The organism is Oculatella sp. LEGE 06141 (assembly GCF_015207605.1).
Classification (GTDB): Bacteria; Cyanobacteriota; Cyanobacteriia; order Elainellales; family Elainellaceae; genus Oculatella.
In genome coordinates, this window is record NZ_JADEWO010000018.1 from 23247 (window position 1) to 42458 (window position 19212).

At 51.3% G+C, this 19212-nt stretch carries 14 protein-coding genes; all 14 read left to right on the forward strand.

Features of this window, described 5'->3' with window-relative positions; genetic code table 11:
* Nucleotides 1–24: 24 nt before the first annotated feature.
* The 14 genes from IQ268_RS14160 to IQ268_RS14225 all read left to right on the forward strand — a co-directional run bounded on the left by IQ268_RS14160 (nucleotide 25) and on the right by IQ268_RS14225 (nucleotide 19087).
* Nucleotides 25–186, forward strand: a complete 162-nt coding sequence (locus tag IQ268_RS14160; RefSeq protein WP_193879909.1) for a hypothetical protein — start codon at nucleotides 25–27, stop codon at nucleotides 184–186.
* Nucleotides 187–224: 38 nt separating this feature from the next.
* Nucleotides 225–437, forward strand: coding sequence for a hypothetical protein (locus IQ268_RS14165; protein ID WP_193879911.1), 213 nt, complete (start codon nucleotides 225–227; stop codon nucleotides 435–437).
* Between the two features lie 59 nt (nucleotides 438–496).
* Nucleotides 497–1948, forward strand: a complete 1452-nt coding sequence (locus IQ268_RS14170; RefSeq protein WP_193879913.1) for a serine/threonine-protein kinase — start codon at nucleotides 497–499, stop codon at nucleotides 1946–1948.
* A gap of 368 nt (nucleotides 1949–2316) precedes the next feature.
* Nucleotides 2317–4515, forward strand: coding sequence for a polysaccharide biosynthesis tyrosine autokinase (locus IQ268_RS14175; RefSeq protein WP_193879915.1), 2199 nt, complete (start codon nucleotides 2317–2319; stop codon nucleotides 4513–4515).
* A gap of 57 nt (nucleotides 4516–4572) precedes the next feature.
* Nucleotides 4573–5751: a polysaccharide biosynthesis/export family protein gene (locus IQ268_RS14180; protein ID WP_193879917.1), complete on the forward strand. Its 1179-nt coding sequence runs from the start codon at nucleotides 4573–4575 to the stop codon at nucleotides 5749–5751.
* Between the two features lie 977 nt (nucleotides 5752–6728).
* Nucleotides 6729–8531 carry an ABC transporter ATP-binding protein gene (locus IQ268_RS14185; protein WP_193879919.1) on the forward strand — a complete coding sequence of 601 codons (1803 nt, stop codon included), beginning with the start codon at nucleotides 6729–6731 and terminating at the stop codon, nucleotides 8529–8531.
* Between the two features lie 621 nt (nucleotides 8532–9152).
* Nucleotides 9153–10184 carry a nitroreductase family protein gene (locus IQ268_RS14190; protein WP_228035359.1) on the forward strand — a complete coding sequence of 344 codons (1032 nt, stop codon included), beginning with the start codon at nucleotides 9153–9155 and terminating at the stop codon, nucleotides 10182–10184.
* Nucleotides 10185–10516: 332 nt separating this feature from the next.
* Complete coding sequence (locus IQ268_RS14195; protein WP_193879921.1) at nucleotides 10517–11722, forward strand: polysaccharide pyruvyl transferase family protein; 1206 nt, start codon at nucleotides 10517–10519, stop codon at nucleotides 11720–11722.
* 4 nt (nucleotides 11723–11726) lie between these two features.
* Nucleotides 11727–13019: a glycosyltransferase gene (locus IQ268_RS14200; RefSeq protein ID WP_193879924.1), complete on the forward strand. Its 1293-nt coding sequence runs from the start codon at nucleotides 11727–11729 to the stop codon at nucleotides 13017–13019.
* 18 nt (nucleotides 13020–13037) lie between these two features.
* Nucleotides 13038–14108, forward strand: coding sequence for a glycosyltransferase family 4 protein (locus IQ268_RS14205; protein WP_193879926.1), 1071 nt, complete (start codon nucleotides 13038–13040; stop codon nucleotides 14106–14108).
* 76 nt (nucleotides 14109–14184) lie between these two features.
* Nucleotides 14185–15465 (forward strand): glycosyltransferase family 4 protein, encoded by a 1281-nt coding sequence (locus tag IQ268_RS14210; RefSeq protein WP_193879929.1) that lies wholly within the window; start codon nucleotides 14185–14187, stop codon nucleotides 15463–15465.
* A 63-nt stretch (nucleotides 15466–15528) separates the two neighbouring features.
* The gene (locus IQ268_RS14215; RefSeq protein WP_193879932.1) at nucleotides 15529–16440 is read left to right on the forward strand and encodes a glycosyltransferase family 2 protein; all 912 of its coding nucleotides are present in this window, start codon (nucleotides 15529–15531) and stop codon (nucleotides 16438–16440) included.
* On the forward strand, nucleotides 16440–17711 hold the full coding sequence (locus IQ268_RS14220) for a glycosyltransferase family 4 protein (RefSeq protein WP_193879935.1): 1272 nt from the start codon (nucleotides 16440–16442) through the stop codon (nucleotides 17709–17711). The genes IQ268_RS14215 and IQ268_RS14220 overlap by 1 nt, the downstream gene beginning before the upstream one ends.
* A gap of 98 nt (nucleotides 17712–17809) precedes the next feature.
* Nucleotides 17810–19087: an O-antigen ligase family protein gene (locus IQ268_RS14225; RefSeq protein ID WP_193879938.1), complete on the forward strand. Its 1278-nt coding sequence runs from the start codon at nucleotides 17810–17812 to the stop codon at nucleotides 19085–19087.
* Nucleotides 19088–19212 lie beyond the last annotated feature (125 nt).

Sequence of the window (19212 nt, forward strand, 5' to 3'; positions counted from 1 at the left end):
CTAAGGAGGCAGAGAGTTGCTAACTTGTACCATACCCGATGGCGATCGCTCACCCTGATGCAGTGGACAAATGGCGGGGTTTCAGTCAGGATTAGCAATGGACTCGCGCCCAACCGCCGATTGAGCCAACCATCGTTAAGGGGGTGCCGCCAGGGCGATCGCACGGTTTCACATAACAGGGTCTAGTTCGGTCAAACTATTAATAGAATTACGGCAGTGTGGCAATGGATGAAGATCTACTGATTGCATACGGCTCTGAAGGGTTAATTGAAACCTTTTCGATCCTGCTTCTCCTGAGTTTGGTTGGGGTGCTAGTCGTGGTTAGGCGCAACTTCGAAGGCAGCTTCTTTGTTGAAAGTCTGGCCTTATTCACACTGCTAAGTGCAGCAGCCGTTATGCTGCTGTTGCTGGCAACCAACTTAGCGGCAGCAGACTAAATTAGTCATGCTGACTGTCCAGTTGTGTAACGTTACTGCGTGGTCAGCTCATTCTGCGTATGAACACATTAGTTGGAAAAACTCTGCAAGGGGGAAAATACACCCTCGACCAGGAATTAGGTCGAGGGGGGTCTGGTGTAACCTTCAAAGCAACCCACCATTTGTTAGATCAGGTGGTGGTGATCAAAACCCTGAACGAAACGGCATGGCGTGACCCCAACTATGCCGAGCTAAAACGAAAATTTCAAGACGAGGCTCGTCGGCTCGCCCTGTGCGTTCATCCCAACATTGTGCGAGTGAGCGACTTTTTTGAAGAAGACGGATTGCCGTATACCGTCATGGATTATATTCCGGGGCAGACGCTACACGATATAGTGTTTCCGGATCAGGCACTGCCAGAAACAGCGGCGATTCACTACATTCGCCAAATCGGAGCCGCGCTAGAGGTGGTGCATCGCAACGGCATGTTGCACCGAGACGTGAAGCCACAAAACATCATGCTGCGGCAAGGAACTCAAGAAGCCGTGCTGATTGATTTTGGCATTGCCAGAGAATTTACAGCCGACCAAGCTCAGACCCATACCAGCATGATTTCAATGGGCTATGCTCCGGTTGAGCAATATCTGGCTCACGGCAAGCGAACTCCGGCGATCGATGTCTATGGGTTGGCTGCCACGCTGTATGCCCTGTTAACGGCTCATGTTCCGGTGGCCTCTATTTTGCGCGATCGCCAGCCAATGCCCACCCCGCGCGATCTGCGCCCCGACTTGAGTCCGGCGGTAAACCAGGCGGTGATGCGAGGCATGGCGCTAGACGTACAATATCGACCGAACACCATCAGCGAATGGCTTGATCTTTTGCCAGATAGTACTGTAGTGAGTCGGTCATCCTCCCAGAGTCAGCCGTCGATAACCTCAGCGGCAACGGTAGCCGTGTCCCCTCGCTATCAACCGCAACCCCAGCGTCCGGTACGCTCGGCTCCGCCTCCGTCTCATGCCGCACCCGATACAGCACCGCCTCCGTCTCGCAGCAACAAATGGGTGATCTGGACAATTGCCGCGATCGCCGCCGCCGTGTTGGCCGGGTTAGCAGCGGCGCTGTTGCGCCCTCAACCTCAACCTGACGGTGAACCGGAGTTCTCTCCTTCCCCTCGCCCCAGCCCAAGGATTGAGCGGGTAACGCCGACTACTGAGCCAGTGCCCGATGACTCGATCGATCAAACAACCGAATCGGATGTGCCTCTGGAGGACAGCGAGGATGGCGAGGACGAATTGGAAGAACCTCCCACTCCCCCGTCGGTTGAGGGATCGCCCAGCAACGATTCGCCGATTGACGAGGTAAGCCCCATCCCCACAGACGGACTACCGGAAGCGTCACCGCCGACGGAGGCCGTGGAAGAACCGCCTGCACCGCCCGAACCACTGCCACCGCCACCGCCATCCCCCGATGCGAACCAATCCACCTCCCGAATTCCGGCTAAAATCACAGGCCAGCGCTTGCCAAAACTATAGGCAATTTGTTTCAGGCAGGAACATAATGGGTGAAATGGTCATCAAACAATGAAACCCCTTAGTCCAAGTTGAGGATTGACGGCACAATTCCTAAGGTGACGAATAGAGTGTCAAAATCGGCAGACAGCTATTATTGTGTCTGTATTAGCATCAACCACCCCCGCTTAGGCGAATCGTCAGATCCATAACGCAGGTCGAATCTACCGGGTCGATCAGTATAGTAGATGTCAGATGTTATTCCTCACGTTCGCTAAAAAAACAGCTAGAAAAACAACTGAACTTGCGTTCCGATAATACTGAGTTTCGATCGCCACACCACATCCGTTCCACCCCTTCTGCTAATTGCCCACTCGTTCGGTCATGTTCCTATGGAATCTAGAGAGTTCTCCGAAGAGTTAGATTTCACCAAATACTGGTTGGTGCTTAAACGGCGCTGGTTACCAGCCACAGGCATATTTGGGCTGGTTTTTGCCCTGGCTGCCTTAGCAACCTTTATGCAAGACCCTATCTATGAAGCAAAAGGTAGGCTGCGGTTGAAGATCGATCGTACCTCTGCCCTGGTTGGGTTTGATCAAGGTTCAGGCGAGCTAAAAGCCCTGAGTTCAAACAACAGCCCTCTTGATACTGAGGCCGAGATTATCAAGTCGTTGGATATTGCCGAACGCACGATTGAGGCCCTGGACATCCGCAATGAAGAGGGCGAACTGATGTCGCCACAAACGTTATCCAGTCGGTTGAAAGTCTCGCCGTTAACCGGAACCGACATTCTACAGGTATCCTACCAGGGTACCGACCCCGAACTAGCAGCGGCGATCGTCAATAAAATAATGGAAGTCTATCGCCTCAACAACATTGAGGAAAATCGCCGGGAAGCCAGAGCAGCCAGAGAATTTATCGAAGAGCAGCTACCGAAAACCGAGAAAGAGTTGCAGGCGGCAGATGCTAACTTGCAGCAGTTCAAACAGCAAAATCAGGTGATTGCCCTGGATGAGGAAGCGAGTAAAGCCGTCCAACTGATCGGCAATTTGGACGATGCCATTACCCAGGCGCAGTCTGAATTGGGTGACGTAGGTGCCCGCGCTGCCGAACTGCGGCGGCAGGTTGGTTTGGATGCCGCACAGGCTATTAATATCAGTGCGCTCAGCCAGTCTCCGGGGGTAGCGGAAGCGCTGCGATCGCTCCAGGAAGCACAAACGGAACTAGAAGTGCAGCGAACTCGATACCAGCCGTCTCACCCCATTATTGCTCAGCTAGAAGACCGCACAAACGCGCTTAACGCCCTACTAGAACAGCGGGTACAAGACGTATTGCCATCCGGCCAGCAGCCGAGCAATGGCAGCATCCAGATTGGCGATCTGCGGCGCGACCTGATTGCTGAATATGTGCAAACCGAAATTCAGCGGTTGGGGCTGGCCCGACGCATCAATCTACTCAGTGAAGCACAGCAAGCCTATGAACGTCGAGCCAATAGCCTACCAGAGCTAGAGCGGCGGCAGCGCGACCTGGAACGCAAACTTAATGCGTCTCAGACGACCTATGAAACCCTGCTGTCTCAACTGGATGAAGCTCGAATTGCTGAGAACCAGAATGTTGGCAACGCTAGCATTGTGGCAGAGTCGATTGTGCCGGGAGGACCAATTGCGCCCAATAAAAAGTTTTATCTGGCCGTGGGCGGAACGGCAGGCTTGCTGCTGGGTCTAGCGTCAGCCTTCTTGCTTGATTTGACCGATCGCTCGATTAAAACCGTTAAAGAAGGCCGCGATTTGTTTGGCTACACTCTGTTGGGTGTCATTCCTGCCTTTGGCCGCTCGGGCAAACCGGGCGTGACGGCTCGAGATGTGGAACAGGGTGCAGTTCGTATCATCATTCGGGATATGCCGCACTCGCCGATTCGAGAAGCGTATCAAATGCTGCAAGCTAACCTGAAGTTTCTCAGTTCGGATCGAGAAGTTAAGGTTATTGCTGTAACCAGTTCGGTGCCTCGTGAGGGCAAGTCTGAGGTTTCGGCTAACCTGGCAGCGGCGATCGCCCAGGTTGGGCGGCGAGTGCTGCTCATTGATGCCGATATGCGTAAGCCGACTCAACACCTGGCGTGGGATGTAAATAACGGGGTGGGGTTAAGTAATGTCATCGTCGGTCAAAACAAGTTGAGTGAAGCGATTCAAGACGTTGGTGGTCGATTGCACGTACTGCCAAGCGGCGTTATGCCTCCCAATCCGGTGGCGTTGCTCGACTCTAAGCGCATGGCTTCATTGATTGAGTATTTTTCCAACACTTACGACTATGTCATTATCGACACTCCACCGATCGCAGGCTGTGCCGACGCGCTGATTTTAGGCCGCATGACCGATGGGTTGCTGTTGGTGATGCGTCCGGGTGTGGTCGATTCGGCTAGCGCTACTGCTGCGAAGAATCTGCTGGCTCAATCGAATCAACATGTTTTGGGTACGGTCGCGAACGGGGTGGATGTTCGCAGCGAACCCGATAGCTACTTCTACTACACCACTGAATACGGAGCCAGCCCCGAGGAACTTCAGGCGGCTAACATGCCTGTGCCGAAAGAATAACACCTGAAGGGGTGTGTACCCAGTCCGTTCTATCGTTTTACCAAGGAAAATCACGCTATGCCGAAATCGTTTGGTCTTCGACAGACGACGCGATCGATCGCGGCAGCTGTGACATGCTGTTTGGCTGTTCAGCTACCCGGTCTCGCTCAGGTTCCTGGCTCAGCCTCAGCGCTTGAACCTGCCCCAATAGACCCGGCTCAACTCGCACCCGCTCAACCGCCAGCACCCGCACTACAGCCTTCTCAATTTGGCACGGTTCAAACCAACCCGGCTCAGCCACAGGCCGCTCCAGCCCCGTCGGGTTCTATTTCGTCGGAGTATGTGCTGGGACCCGGCGACCAGGTTGAGATTAGCGTGTTTGGCTATGAGGAATACACTGGCTCTAAAGTAATTTTGCCCGATGGCACGATTACCTTGCCGCTCATTGGTTCTGTCCCGGCATCCCAGCGCACGTCTGATCAGCTCGCACGGGATCTGACCGCTCGTTTAAGCCCGTTCCTGGTGAACCCAGCCGTCACCGTGAGCCTGAGTACGCTGCGCCCGGTGGTGGTAAACGTGGCGGGTGAGGTGCAGCGGCCTGGGCCAGTGCAACTGCGTAGCTTGACCACAAATACCATTAGCAACCAGGTCGGCAGTAGCACCAACAACTCGGTCGATCGCTCCCCTACGATTAGTTCTGCCCTGGTAGAAGCGGGTGGAGTGACCCAAAGTGCCGATATCCGCCAGGTTGTGGTACGGCGTACGTTACCGGGCGGCAATTCTACAACGTCAACGATCAATTTATGGGATGCGTTGTGGTCAGAAAACGCACCCCCCAGTCTGGTTCTGCAAGATGGAGATTCGCTGTTTGTACCGCGATTAGAGCCAGGTGAAACGCTCGATCGCCGATTAGTAGCGCGATCGAGTCTGGCACCCGACACCATTCGCGTCAGGGTGGTGGGTGAAGTGACTCGCCCCGGAGAAGTACAGGTTCCGCCCAACAGCACCATTTCTAGCGCAGTGGCGGTTGCGGGTGGCCCCACGGGCGATGCCAAACTCAGCGAGGTGGTCTACGTTCGCTTGAATGAAGAAGGCCAGATCGATCGGCAGGTGATTGATTTGAGGAACCTGACCGATAACTTCCAGGTACAGGAAGGGGATGTCGTTATTGTTCCTGAAACCCGAACATCCTCTGTCCTGGACTTTGTAGGTCGGGTCTTAAGCCCACTCAATTTCCTGTTTAACGTGTTTCGCTAGGTTGAGCGGCCTCTGATTAGCTGGCAACCCTTCGGCCGTTTAGCGGATGGCAGCGTTTTGCCAGTCAATCCGTTGATCCGCCCACCCTGGAAGACAAGCTGGCAGGATGCCCCAAAGCCTAAACGCACAGGCAAGCGCCATTGATGCTATTTTGGTAGCAAAAACAACTACGTGTGGCGAGAATTAATTGCAAAGTTTTAGTGAAGAACCGCCGTTTTGCTAGTGGAAATTCATGAATTTGACTAGGATCTGACGAGAAAGTTAAGTAATACTACGAAGAGTGAGTAAACTGGTCTTTCAGCCTTGCTCATTCCTGGATGTCAGGCTATGGCTCCTCATAGTCAAGCGTGGTTCAGGCGCTCAACCGGAGCAACTCACCCCATTGCCGCCGATCGGTTGCAGATGATGGTTTGTACTCAACACCCGCCGCTCATTCTCTGGAGGTTCTCTAAGAGAATGCTTGATAAAAGCTGAACGTCGCTTGCATTGCCATCCCCCAACCCTGGGGCTTCGACTTGAGCGCTCAGCCAAAGAGGGAGATTTCAACAGAGCCAGTTCGAAAGCCCCCCGGCCTGGACGAACTCAGGAGGTGAATGCAGCATACTTAGTACGTTTTAAACAACCTTTAGAGGAGCATCTCAAGCAGATGTTTTGGAAGTTTCATCCCACCATTGCTGTTCGATGAATTTATCGTTGAATTACTAATTTCAAGGAGTATCTAATTTCAAGGTTCTCAAGACTGACCGAGTCGTGACAGCCGTTTTAGAATCGCCGACTGAATACCGCTGTTCGATCGCGCCATTCCATTAGCAACTATTTTAATCAAGGCCGAACTTTTTGAGCAGTATTTCGTCATATTTATTTAATGAATCAGTGCTCCTTTCTTGGCATCTACATAGCAATATTTTGAAGCTGAAGCCGTTCAGGTATTGCCAGTTCACTCACCCTAATGTTGTCAGGTTGTCAGTAGAAGCAAAATGATCAAATATCTTGCCAAAGTCCTATACGTTCTAACAGGAACAAAACGAGAGCTGATTTTCCTCTCGCTATTATTCATCTTCACATCGGTCATTGAAGCGGTAGGAATTGGTTTAATTGGCCCTTTCCTCAACTTGGCATCCGAACCCGATGCAGTATTCAATCAAGCCTATCTGGCATGGGCTTACGAAGCGTTAAACTTACAATCGACCGACCAGTTTATTCTGCTTCTGGGAGTTGGAATTATTTTCCTTTTTTGTCTTAAATCTGCTTCCTATTTTCTGGTTCGTTCTTACATATTTAGATACACATTTGATCAAAAGAGACAGCAAATGTCTCGCTTATTAAAAGCCTACTTAATTGTTCCTTATCCGTTTCATTTGAGCCGAAATACGGCTAATTTAATTAAGAATATCATTCTAGAAACCAATCAATTTACGTTGAATTGCTTGCAGCCGTTGTTGGAAAGTGCCGCCAACTTAGTGGTGATCATTGCGTTGCTGCTGCTGTTGGCTCAAACCAACCTGTTACTCCTCGTGATGATTCTGGGGATCTTACTTCCCACCTTCGTGCTGTTTTACAGCATGGGCAACAAGTTCAGGCGGTGGGGCAAAATTGCCTCTGAAGCGCAGCAAGAGATGCTTCGTGCCATTAACCACGGGTTAGGTGGGCTAAAGGAAACGCGGGTCATTGGTTGCGAAACCTATTTTCAGCAGCAGATGGATCGGCACAGTTTGAAGTACGAGAGTGCCGCTACTCGTTTTCAAAGTTCTCAGCTTATTCCTCGAATTTTAATTGAAACGACGCTGGTGGCTTTTGTCATTATCTTTGTCATTTATCAGTTTTTTGTGGGCGATGGCATGGAAGATTTTACCTCTGTGATGGGGGTCTTCGCCGTTGCCTCGCTGCGATTAATTCCAACCGCCAGCCAGTTTACTCAGGCGATCGGCAGATTGCGAAACTCAAGCTATTCTCTGGATATGCTTTATCACGACTTGAAGGAGATAGAGCAGGAGAAACTTGATCCCCGGCTTGAGTCTGCCCTGGAAACCAACGGTCACTCAGCGAACTATCGGGATGCCGACCCGCATTCCATCATGGCGTTCAAGCATCGAGTTGAGCTGAAACAGGTAGCGTATCGGTATCCCAAAGGAACAGATCTGGTACTTACAGATGTTTCGTTAGAGATTCCCAAAGGGTCATCGATCGCCTTAATTGGTAAATCGGGTGCTGGAAAAACAACATTAGTGGACGTTATTTTGGGGCTGTTGACTCCCGAAAGTGGAGACATTCAGGTAGATGGGGTCTCTGTTTATAACGATCTGCGCTCGTGGCAGAATTTAATCGGGTACATTCCGCAGACTATTTTTCTGACGGATGATACCGTCGAACGAAACATTGCCTTTGGTGTGCCAGACGAACAGATTGACTCCGATCGCTTAATGAAGGCAATTCAAGCGGCTCAGCTCGAAGAACTGGTCGCGGAACTGCCGCAGGGTGTAAAAACCGACATTGGTGAACGAGGCGTGCGCTTATCGGGTGGGCAGCGTCAACGAATTGGCATTGCACGGGCGCTCTACCATGAGCGAGAAATATTGGTACTGGATGAAGCAACCGCTGCACTGGACAATGAAACAGAATACCTGGTCAGTGAAGCGATTCGAGCGTTGTCTGGGACAAAAACGCTCATCATCATTGCTCATCGGCTCTCAACCGTCGAACATTGCGATTGTGTCTACCTGATGGAGAAAGGGCAGGTGGTTAAGTCCGGTAGCTACCAAGAGGTTGTTCTACAAAAATAGGGGGCGATCGCTCCAGCCTTGCCAGATAAGCTTGCTGGAGTCTGTATTCAGGTGTAATTCAGGTACTCTACCTCCAACCGTTGTCTATCAGGTCATTCAGTGCTTACATTTCGTTTAAATGGCTCGCCCAAACCAGGCATCACGATTGCACAGTGTCATTCATGGCGGCGATCGCTTTCAATGAACCTACCCGATTTTCATCGCCATGAACAATCTGGCGTTAACCCTTTGGTTTCATCTACTCCTCATTTATACAAGCGCCCTCTCTTCGTTGGAATAAGGCGCTTTTTTATTATCTGTGTGCATCCATTACAAACGACATCCTCCAGCATTGAGGTATTACAATAAATCGGCTGAAGTGTGCAGCCGTTAAGACATTCTCACAATGCTTAATGTGCTAAGTTAATGGACAAGAGCAGGAAACTATCCGCCCAAAAAAGACGCATGTTTCCCGAGTTAGAGTTTACTTTCCCTCCCTGTGTTGATGACGGCTTGCTTGTTGAATCAAAGCTCAACTTGTAAGGAGTAATTTGAATGTCAAATTCACCAGCAGGGCTAAGATCTGACAGCAGAACAGACTTAGCATCGCCTTCTGGGAACGGTCTGTTCGCGGTCAAAGCAATGTTGAAGCGTGCAGTAGGGACTCTTTTATCGTCTAATGTCAAAGACATTCTTCGCATCTTAGGCGTTGCTCCAACGGCGTTATCGGTACCGGCACTGAGCGCCAACTACATCTACGATTTCAGGCAGTTCTTGAAATGGTCTGCCGTTGGCGATCGGCTCGATACGCAAACCAAGCTTAGAGCCGTCATTACAATGGATTACCATCGCATCGAAAAAGGACTGGCGCTGAGAGAACCCAAAATTGGGTTTGGTCGTGATGTAATTCAACGATTGCTGACCAACTTGAAACGGTACCAAACCGCCTATGGCCTGGATGAAACCTGCCAGATTGCCATCAACACATTGACAGCGTACTATCAGTTCAATCAAACGCATGGCATTGACGACCAGCCGCTCAACGTTGCGATCGCAGCATTGAACCAGGCTATTGCCAGCGATCGCCCTCGCACCAATCAAGGTGGCATCGCCCACGTCACGAAGCAGTCGATCCTCAACGCCGCCGCCATCGATTTTGCGACCTTTACCCAATCGCGCTACAGCATTCGGCAATTTGCGCCCGATCCGGTTGAACTGCACTTGATCGAGCAAGCGGTGATCATGGCGCAAAAAACGCCATCCGTTTGTAATCGTCAGTCGGCCAGAGTCTATGTGTTTAGCGACGACGAGGCCAAACGCAAAGCTCTGAGTTTTCAAAACGGCAATCGAGGGTTTGGCGACCAAGCCAGCAAAGTACTGGTTGTCGTCTCCGATTTAAATCATTTCGTTGCCATCGGAGAGCGATATCAAGCCTGGATTGATGGCGGCATGTTTGCCATGTCTTTAGTGTATGCGCTGCATTCGCTTGGGTTGGGCACCTGCTGTTTGAATTGGAGCGTCGAGCGCTGGGCCGATCGCAGTTTAAAGCGAGCAACCGGCATTAAAGAGTCTGAAACCGTAATCATGATGATTGCCGTTGGTCATTTACCAGACGAGTTGACGGTTGCCCAATCTCCGCGCAAGCCGTTAAGCGAAGTAATGCTGGTTAGATAATGCTTCTGGCCTAACTGGCTGCATGGAATTTTGAGAGGCATACGGTTCAGGGTGTGGGGCAAAAGCCAATCCGAACGGCTTCAGTCTGGCTGTCCCAAACGTGAGCATTTTGCTGCCGTTGACACATTGAGTCTCTACCGTAACGGTGAGTGAGGTTGGCATCGGGCTACCTTGCTCGTCAACACGCGGTTGCGGTTAAACCATCAGCCCATGTTTAACGGCCTGCACTAACCTGCCCTCAATAGAGCAGCAGACGTTGAAGAGCCACCACGGCTAGCGTTCATCTGGCTCATTGCTCAATGGAATCTATCAACCACTATCGGAGTTTGACTATGAAAGCAGTCATTACAGGAATCACCGGGCTACGAAATCGAGGGGTCGAGGCCATGGTTGATGTCACTGTAGAACAGCTCACTCGCCACCAACCCACCCTCACAGTTGATGTTTTGAGTGAAACACCAGACTACGATCAGGTGCAGTTACACCACGACAATGTTAGTGTCATTGGCCGCAAAAACTCCCTGGACTGGAAGCGCTTGCTGTACGCAAAAGCCTCCAAATTTTACACACCGCTGGCTCCAGACTATGGGTTAGTCAAAGATGCGTCCGTGGTGATTGCCTCCGGTGGAGATGTGTTTAGTTCAGACTATGGGCTGGCCTTTTTAGAACAAGAACTGAAGCCGCTCAAATTCGCGCTGAACGCGAAAATACCCGTTGTGTTTCTGGCTCATTCTATTGGCCCATTTAAAACCGAGGCAGAGGCAAGCGCATGGCTTGAGGTTGCCCGCCAATCTGCACTGGTGACCGTTCGCGAAGCGCTATCTTACCGCTATGTCACCAAGGAACTGGGTCTCTCAGAGACGATCGTTGAGCATACTGCCGACCCTGCCTTTTTGCTGACGCCGCCTCCAGCCGAACTGAGCAAAGCCATGCTGCGCTTTTATGGCATCACTGACGATCGCCCCGTTGTTGCAGTGGCACCCAGCCAGGGTATTACCAAGTACACCGGAGCAAACCAGGATCAACATCTAAACACCTGGTGTCAAATTATTCAAACGATTCTAGAAACCCTGGACGCGCAGGTGCTGCTGGTGCCCCACGTCCAGGAAATTAAGTATCGCAACGACGATCGCATCCTGGCCACCAACCTTCTGCGCACCCTGGGGTTTGATTCAAGAGTCTGTCTGGCGGGCGGTAACCACTCGGCCAGCGAGTTTAAAGGACTGATCGGCGCATGTGACATGGTAATTGCAGAACGAATGCACGCCTGTATTGCCGGTCTATCTAGCTGTGTTTGCACCGTTCCTATCGGTTATTCCGTTAAAGCAGAAGGCATTATGGCCGATTTGTTGGGAGACAATCATAAAGGGTTGGTGATTTCATTCCAGGAATTCTTGGATGCAGATCAAACCTGTGCCATGATTCAGAGTGCTTGGAAGCGACGGCATGAGGTGGTAGAACAGTTAACGCAAACCATGCCGCAGATTAAGGAAAAAGCTGAGAAGAATTTTGGATTGATTTCCAGGATTTTGGATTAACCTGATGACGGTTAAGGGCATGAAGATCGGTTATTTACATGTTGGGCCTCCTGAACACGGTGTCTGTCGTTATGGCCGCCTTCTGGCAACAGCAGCGCGACAGCACAACGATGTAGCTGTGATTGAAGCCAGCGTTATGCTTGGCAACAATCGTAACCACAACCGCACCCTGCTGATACAAGCGGCTCAAACCCTATCAGAAGCGGATGTCATTCATTTTCAGTTCAATAAGTTTGGTCGGACGCTCTGGGGCGAAGGCTGGGCACAAATTCATCACCTTCGCCTGTTTATGGATCACTGCTCAGCACCGCTGGTCGTGACGCTCCACGACGTGTTTTATCCGCCTTACCGTCTGGCTACCGTGTTGCGGCAGGCTCAAGCGAAATGGCAAACGGGAGGAGCAGCACCGAAGCCGTCTGTGGCACAAGCGCTATCTGCGCCAGCAGTCCATCCGTCCCATCGTCCTCGTTGGCGAAAAGGGGTTGGCTTTTTGCAGAGCATTTTCAATGGCTGGTTTGGTGCAGAAGCGATCGCTCTACAGGCCATTGTGCGACGAGCGGCGTTGATATTGGTTTGTACCCGCGAAGAGGCCACTCGGTTGACCGATCGGGTCGCTCGGCAAACCTTGCAGGTCATTCCTCATTTTGTCGAAGAACGCTCGATTCAGGTTAGCCCAACCGCCGCCCGCCAAACCTTAGGGTTAGAGAACACCCGAATTGTCACCCTGCTGGGCTTCATTTATCAGCCCAAAGGACATCACCTTCTGGTTGAAGCCATTCCTGCTCTGCCAGAGGATGTGACAGTGGTTTTGGCAGGCGGTTCTAGTTCCAGTTATTATGATGCCTATGTTGAGAGCTTAATTGCCACGGCTACTGCAAACGGAGTGGCTCACCGTCTGCGGATCACGGGCTACTTATCAGAGGCCGACCTGGAGCTGTATTTAAGGGCAACCGACCTGGCGGTGTGTCCGTTCACGCGGTTTTCGGCATCAGGGTCATTATCCACTTGGATTTCGGTTGAACGTCCCATTTTGGCATCCGACCTGCCCCAGATTGCAGAGTACAACCAGTTGGAACCCAACGCCATTCATTTGTTTACGCCATGCACCTCTAGCGCATTGGCAGCGGCGATTGAGCGTGTGTTGCCGCAGTGTACACCGGAAGGCAGCCCTGCTGTGAGCCGTCTGCGGCAGAAATTGTCAATGGCTGTGATTTTCAATCAACATCTGGCTCATTACCGTCGGCTTGGGTCAACGGATCAAGGGCGATCGCAAACCATGCTCAAATCGGTCACTTAAGTTTCAGGAGTTGGCACTGTGACACTTAGGGTTGTCTTTCTATCCGACTGGCTAGGAAATCCTTACAAACGGCTGTTGGCTGACCATCTCAACCAGGAAGGAATCGAAGTCAAGGAGTACTTCCGCCGTAATTTTTTCCTGCCAGAGGTGTTTCAGTTTATCGGGGTGGGAAACCCTGGAATTCTGCATCTTCACACCCTACATCCATTTCTGTTAGGGCGAAATCCGCTGTTTCAACTCCTAAAAATTCTGCTGTTTATCAGTCAGCTATTTATATTAAAGCTAAGCGGCATTTCAACCGTGTGGACCGTGCATGAGTGGTCGAACAAATTGGGCAGCAACCGCCACGATCTCTCGCCTAAAACCATTAAAGTTCTGAGCCGCTTTATTAACGGATTTATCACTCATTGTCCTTCAACCCAGGCCGAAATCGCGGCCAGCTTTGCAGTTCCCGACCGGGTTTGTACCATTCCTCATGGTAACTACATTGGCACCTACGAGAATACGATATCGCCTGCACAGGCGCGAGCCGAGCTAGGCATCCCTGCGGCAGACCTGACCTTTCTCCTGTTTGGCAGCATCTATTATTACAAAGGATATTTAGAGGCGATCGATGCCTTTCAGCAGATCCATCCAGATAGAGTGCGCTTAATTGTAGCGGGCAATCCTCAAGAGGCCGGATTGCACGAAAAACTCCTTGCCAGAGCGCAGGAAAATGACGCTATCCAACTCATTTTAAAGCGAATTCCTGATGACGAAATTCAGCTTTATATGAATGCGGCAGACTGTGTAATTGTGCCCTACAAAGTGTTTACAACATCGGGAATTGCCATTTTAGCAATGTCATTTGGTCGGGCTTGCATTGCGCCAAATGTTGGCTTTTTTAGCGATATGTTAGATGAATCAGGTTCCTTCTTATACGATGCCGACCACAGCGATGGCATCCGCCATGCGATGAAGGTAGCGATCGAACAACGAAACCAAATTGCAGCAATGGGAGACCATAATCTGGCTTTAGCAAAACAATGGAATTGGAACTTCGTAGCGAAAGAAACAGTCAACGTTTACCGTAAATGCCTTGATCATTAAACACTCTTAATTAATTTCATTTCTGACGGATAGTGCATCATTGAGCGTTAAAACACTGACGAGAGAGGCATCAAAAATGCGAGTACTGCTTTGCGTTTATTCTTGCGATCCGAACCGGGGTAGAGAACAGGGAAGCGGTTGGAATAGTGCATGGCACCTCGCCCAATTGGGTCATGAGGTTTGGGCGCTCACTAAACGAGAGGGGCAAGCGTCAATTGAACGAACGATGGCGGCTCAGCCTATGCCCAACCTGCATTTTGTTTATATAGACGATCATCCGTTCATTGCGTGGCTCACGGCTATAAAGTCTGACCTGGTTAAGCGGCTCAACCCCTACATTGTTCGGTTGGGGTATCTGTTGTGGCACTGGCAAGCCTATGCGGTGGCAAAACAGCTCGATCGCGACCACGATTTTGAGATTGTGCATCACTTAACCATGTCTGTGATTACAGGCGGGTCGTTGCTGTGGAAGTTGAACAAGCCGTTTATGATGGGGCCGGTAGGTGGCGGGCAAATTGCCCCACCCGCGTTCAAAGGCTACTTCCAGCACTGGTGGCCGGAGGAAGCGCGGCGATCGTTCATCATTCAAAAGCTGATCCCGTTGCACCTGTCTTTGCGTAAAGCGATTCGCCATACGGATTTGATCCTGGCGATCAATAGCGATACGGCTGACTTAGCCAAACAGTTGGGCGCAAAGCAAACCGAACTGTTTTTAGAGAATGGCGGCATTCCCAAAGGCTTTTTGCTGGATGAGATTCCAGTACGGCCACCCTCCCCAGAGCTACGGTTGCTGTGGGTCGCGGTGTTGGAACCCCGAAAAGGGTTAGTGCTAGCGTTAGAGGCGCTGTCAAAGGTAGACCCGGCGGTGCCATTTAAACTCACGATTCTGGGTAGTGGCCCTCAAGGCAGCTCGTTACCGGGTTTAATTCAGCAGTACAACCTGGAGGGCAAGGTTGACTACCGGGGCTATGTCGCCTGGACAGACGTATTCAATGCCTACCAGACCAGTGATGCTCTGATCTTTCCCAGCTTACGAGATACCTTTGGCGTGCAGTTGTTTGAGGCCATGTCCCAGGGATTGCCGCTAATTTCCTTAAACCACCAGGGGGCAGGCGCATTTGTGCCTGAAGCAGCGGGAATTAAGGTGCCTGTAACCACTCCAGCAGAAACGGTGGAGGGCTTAGCCAAAGCGATCGAATACCTGTATCACCATCCAGACGAACGCCTCAAAATGGGTCGCGCTGGCTACGACTTTACCCGAGAGCAAACCTGGGATAAGCGAGCTAACCAAATTGTCCAATACTATGAGACGATTCTGGCAAAACGATCTCAATCTAAAGACCTGCAACCGGTATAACCCCAACCTGAACCGCTGCGCCTACGGCTCTGTAATCAATTCTGTATCAATGACCCCATCGTTATGCAAACTCCCGTCGTTTTCCTGATCTTCAAAAGAGCAGATGCGACTGAAACCGTATTTGAAGCGATCCGGCAGGCGAAGCCGTCTCAGCTATTTGTCATAGCAGACGGCCCTCGCGCCGATCGTCCGGGTGAAGCAGAAAAGTGTGCCGAAACCCGCGCCATCATCGATCGCGTTGATTGGGATTGTCAGGTGTTTAAAAACTACGCCGATCAGAATTTGGGCTGCGCTAAACGGGTATCGAGCGGCTTAAATTGGGTGTTCGACCAGGTGGAAGAAGCGATCATTCTAGAAGATGACTGCGTGCCGCACCCCAGTTTTTTTCCGTTTTGTGAAGATCTGCTCGATCGCCACCGCACCGATCAGCGCATTTTTTCAATTTCTGGACAAAACGTGCAGTTTGGCCGCCGCCGAACCGAGTATAGCTACTACTTCTCGCGGTTTTGCCACTGCTGGGGCTGGGCAACCTGGAAACGCGCCTGGCGCTATTTCGACTTTGACATGACGCTGTGGGAAGAGGTAAAAACCCGCGACTTTTTGCGCGATCTGTTAGTCGATCCGCGTGCGGTCAAAACCTGGACGAACACCTTTCAAGCCACCTACGACAGACGGATAGACAGTTGGGCAAACCGCTGGATGTTTGCCTGCTGGACGCAAAACGGCATTAACATTCTGGCGAATCGCAACTTAGTCTCTAACATTGGCTTTGGGACAGAATCAACGAATACAGGCAACCGGGTCAGCCGATTTGCCAACATGCCCAGGGAAGCGATCGAACATCCGCTTCAGCATCCACCGTTTGTCATGGTCGATCGTGAGGCCGATACGCTGACGCAAAACACGCTCTACTCTCAAAGTTTGCTCCAGCGGGCTAGAGCCAAGCTACGAAAGTCACTGCTGAGGATGGGTTAATGAAGGCTTTGCTGATGAGTACGTCTGATATCAGCGGTGGGGCAGCACGGGCGGCCTACCGCTTGCATCAGGGGCTTCAGCGCGCCTCGGTAGATTCTAAAATGCTGGTGCAGTTCAAATCCAGTGACGATGCCACGGTAATTGCCCCACGATCGAGCCTATCGGATGCGATCGCCAAGCTGCGAGTTGCCGTTAACGCCCTGCCGCCCAAGCTGTATTCACGTCAGCCCGAAACGCTGTTTTCAACCCAGTGGCTACCCGATACGGTGTTGCCCGCCGTTAAACGCTTACAGCCCGATGTTGTTAACTTGCACTGGATTGCGGCTGGGTTTACCCGCATCGAAACGATCGCCAAATTCAAACAGCCAGTGGTCTGGTCGCTGCACGACATGTGGGCATTTACAGGGGGATGCCACTATGATGATGGCTGCGATCGCTACCGCCAGTCGTGCGGATCGTGCCCCCAGCTCAACAGCCAAACGAACTGGGATCTATCTCGCTGGACGTGGCAACGCAAAGCCAACGCCTGGAGAAACACCAACCTGACGATTGTAGGCTTGAGTCACTGGTTGGCAAAATGCGCCCACTCTAGCCCTCTGTTTCACGATCAGCGCATTGAGGTGATCCCAAACGGCATTGATACCGATGTCTATCAGCCGCTCGATCGCCAATTTGCCCGCAGCGTCCTCAAGTTGCCCCAGGATAAACGGCTGGTGCTGTTTGCCTCTATGTTTGCCACCAGCGACCAGCGCAAGGGCTTTCAGTTTCTGCAACCTGCCTTACAGGAGCTAAGCCAATCAGGGTGGCACGACCAGCTAGAACTGGTGATTATGGGGGCTTCTCGACCACAGCAACCGCCCGACCTGGGGTTTAAGTCTCATTATCTGGGGACATTAAGCGACGATCTGCTCCTCGCGCTGGTTTACTCTGCGGCAGATGTATTTGTGCTGCCCTCGACTCAGGAAAACCTGGCGAACACCGTGATGGAAGCGATCGCCTGTGGGGTGCCCTGCGTCACCTTCAACATCGGCGGAATGCCCGACATGATTGAGCATCAGCAAAATGGCTATCTGGCGCAGCCCTATCAAGTTGAGGATCTGGCTCGCGGTATTGCCTGGGTGCTAGAGGACGAAACCCGACATCAAACCTTGCGCTATCGCGCCCGTGAGAAGACCGAACAGGAATTTACCCTGGATATTCAAGCACAACGCTATCAGTCGCTGTTTGCCGAGCTAATCGAGGAACAGCGATCGCCCCCCAGCAAAATATGAAGTTTTGATGTTGCTACAAACCAGAGAAACCCGTTTGCACCTCGGTGAATAAACTGAAGTTAAGTAAATCTCAGCCGTTTTGAAAAACTGGCAGGTGTGTGTTGATTGCAAAATTGATTCCGTACCTATGGAAAAAAGGGGAACCAGCCATCACCGTTTTGTTTCTGCTGGTCATCTCTGATGTTCCGCTGCCAGGGCCATTTTCTAAACTGGTTAGCGTCGGCAGCTACGGTATTGTTGCCCTTCTCATTCTTCCCCATTGGCGACGATTGCTGTACGTTGCGAGCCGCGACCTTTTGCTTTGGTCGTTGCTGGGTGTTGCTCTTTTTTCCTACTTTTGGTCTGCCGACCCAGGGGCAACGACGGCTTCTGCCAAGGCACTGGTTCGCTCGATGGTGTTTGGGGTATATCTTGCGACCCGCTACACCCCAATGGAACAAATGCATTTATTTGCCTGGATGACAGGGTTAGGGGCTATCCTCAGTGCGGCCATTGGTGCGGCGATCCCTTCCTACGGGCAGGCGGGTGGTTTGTGGAGGGGCATTTATGCCCACAAACAGTATTTGGGACGCATGATGGTTGTTGGTGCCGCCACGCAGATCCTCACCTTCATTAGCTGTCGCAAATACCGCTGGCTGAACCTGATGATTCTGGTGCTAGCGCTGGCACTCATTCTGCTGTCTCAGAGTAAAACGGCTCTGGTGCTGTATGTCTTCTCGATTTCTGCCCTGCCCCTTTATCAAATGATTCGCTACTACTACAAAACTCAGGTTGTTCTATACCTGTTGTTTTTGTTAGTGGGCGGAGCAATCGCGGTATTTGTCGCGGGTAATTGGGAAATGATTGTGGTGGATGTTTTGGGCAAGAGTCCCAACTTCACCGGACGGGAAGAGGTGTGGGAACTGGCGTTTGATCAAAGCCTACAGCGTCCCTGGCTGGGATATGGTTATGCTGGCTTTTGGGGATCGCCAGAGGGCGATTTTGTGATGAGACATACCTGGGCGGCAGAAGCCCTTGCCCGTAAAAACGAAACGGGTGGATTCCATGCCCATAATGGCTTCCTCGATCTGTTCCTGTGGCTAGGTGGGGTGGGGTTAGTTTTGTTCGTTGTTCATTACATCACGGTGTTGATTAGAGTCATCCGCTTATTCAGAATCACGAAAGGGGTTGAATATTTTTGGATGCTGCAAATCATTGCTCTGATGTTGCTCTACAACACAACGGAGGTGGTTTTAATTCTGTCCCAGGGGCATCAACTCTGGTTGGCATACATTGCTATTTCCTTTTCAAGTGCTTTACAACTAGAGCGAATACGCCGATCGCCACCGCAACCGTCTGCGTCTGAGCCATCGGCATTAGTCAGTCAGACCATTTAGACAGACCATTCAGACAAATTTCACTGGCAGATCTCATTGGCAGATCTTATTGAAGGAGAACGATCGCGATCGCGGCTGCTTCGGTTAATGCTCCTGTGCGTTATTGAACCTATCAAAATTTAGCA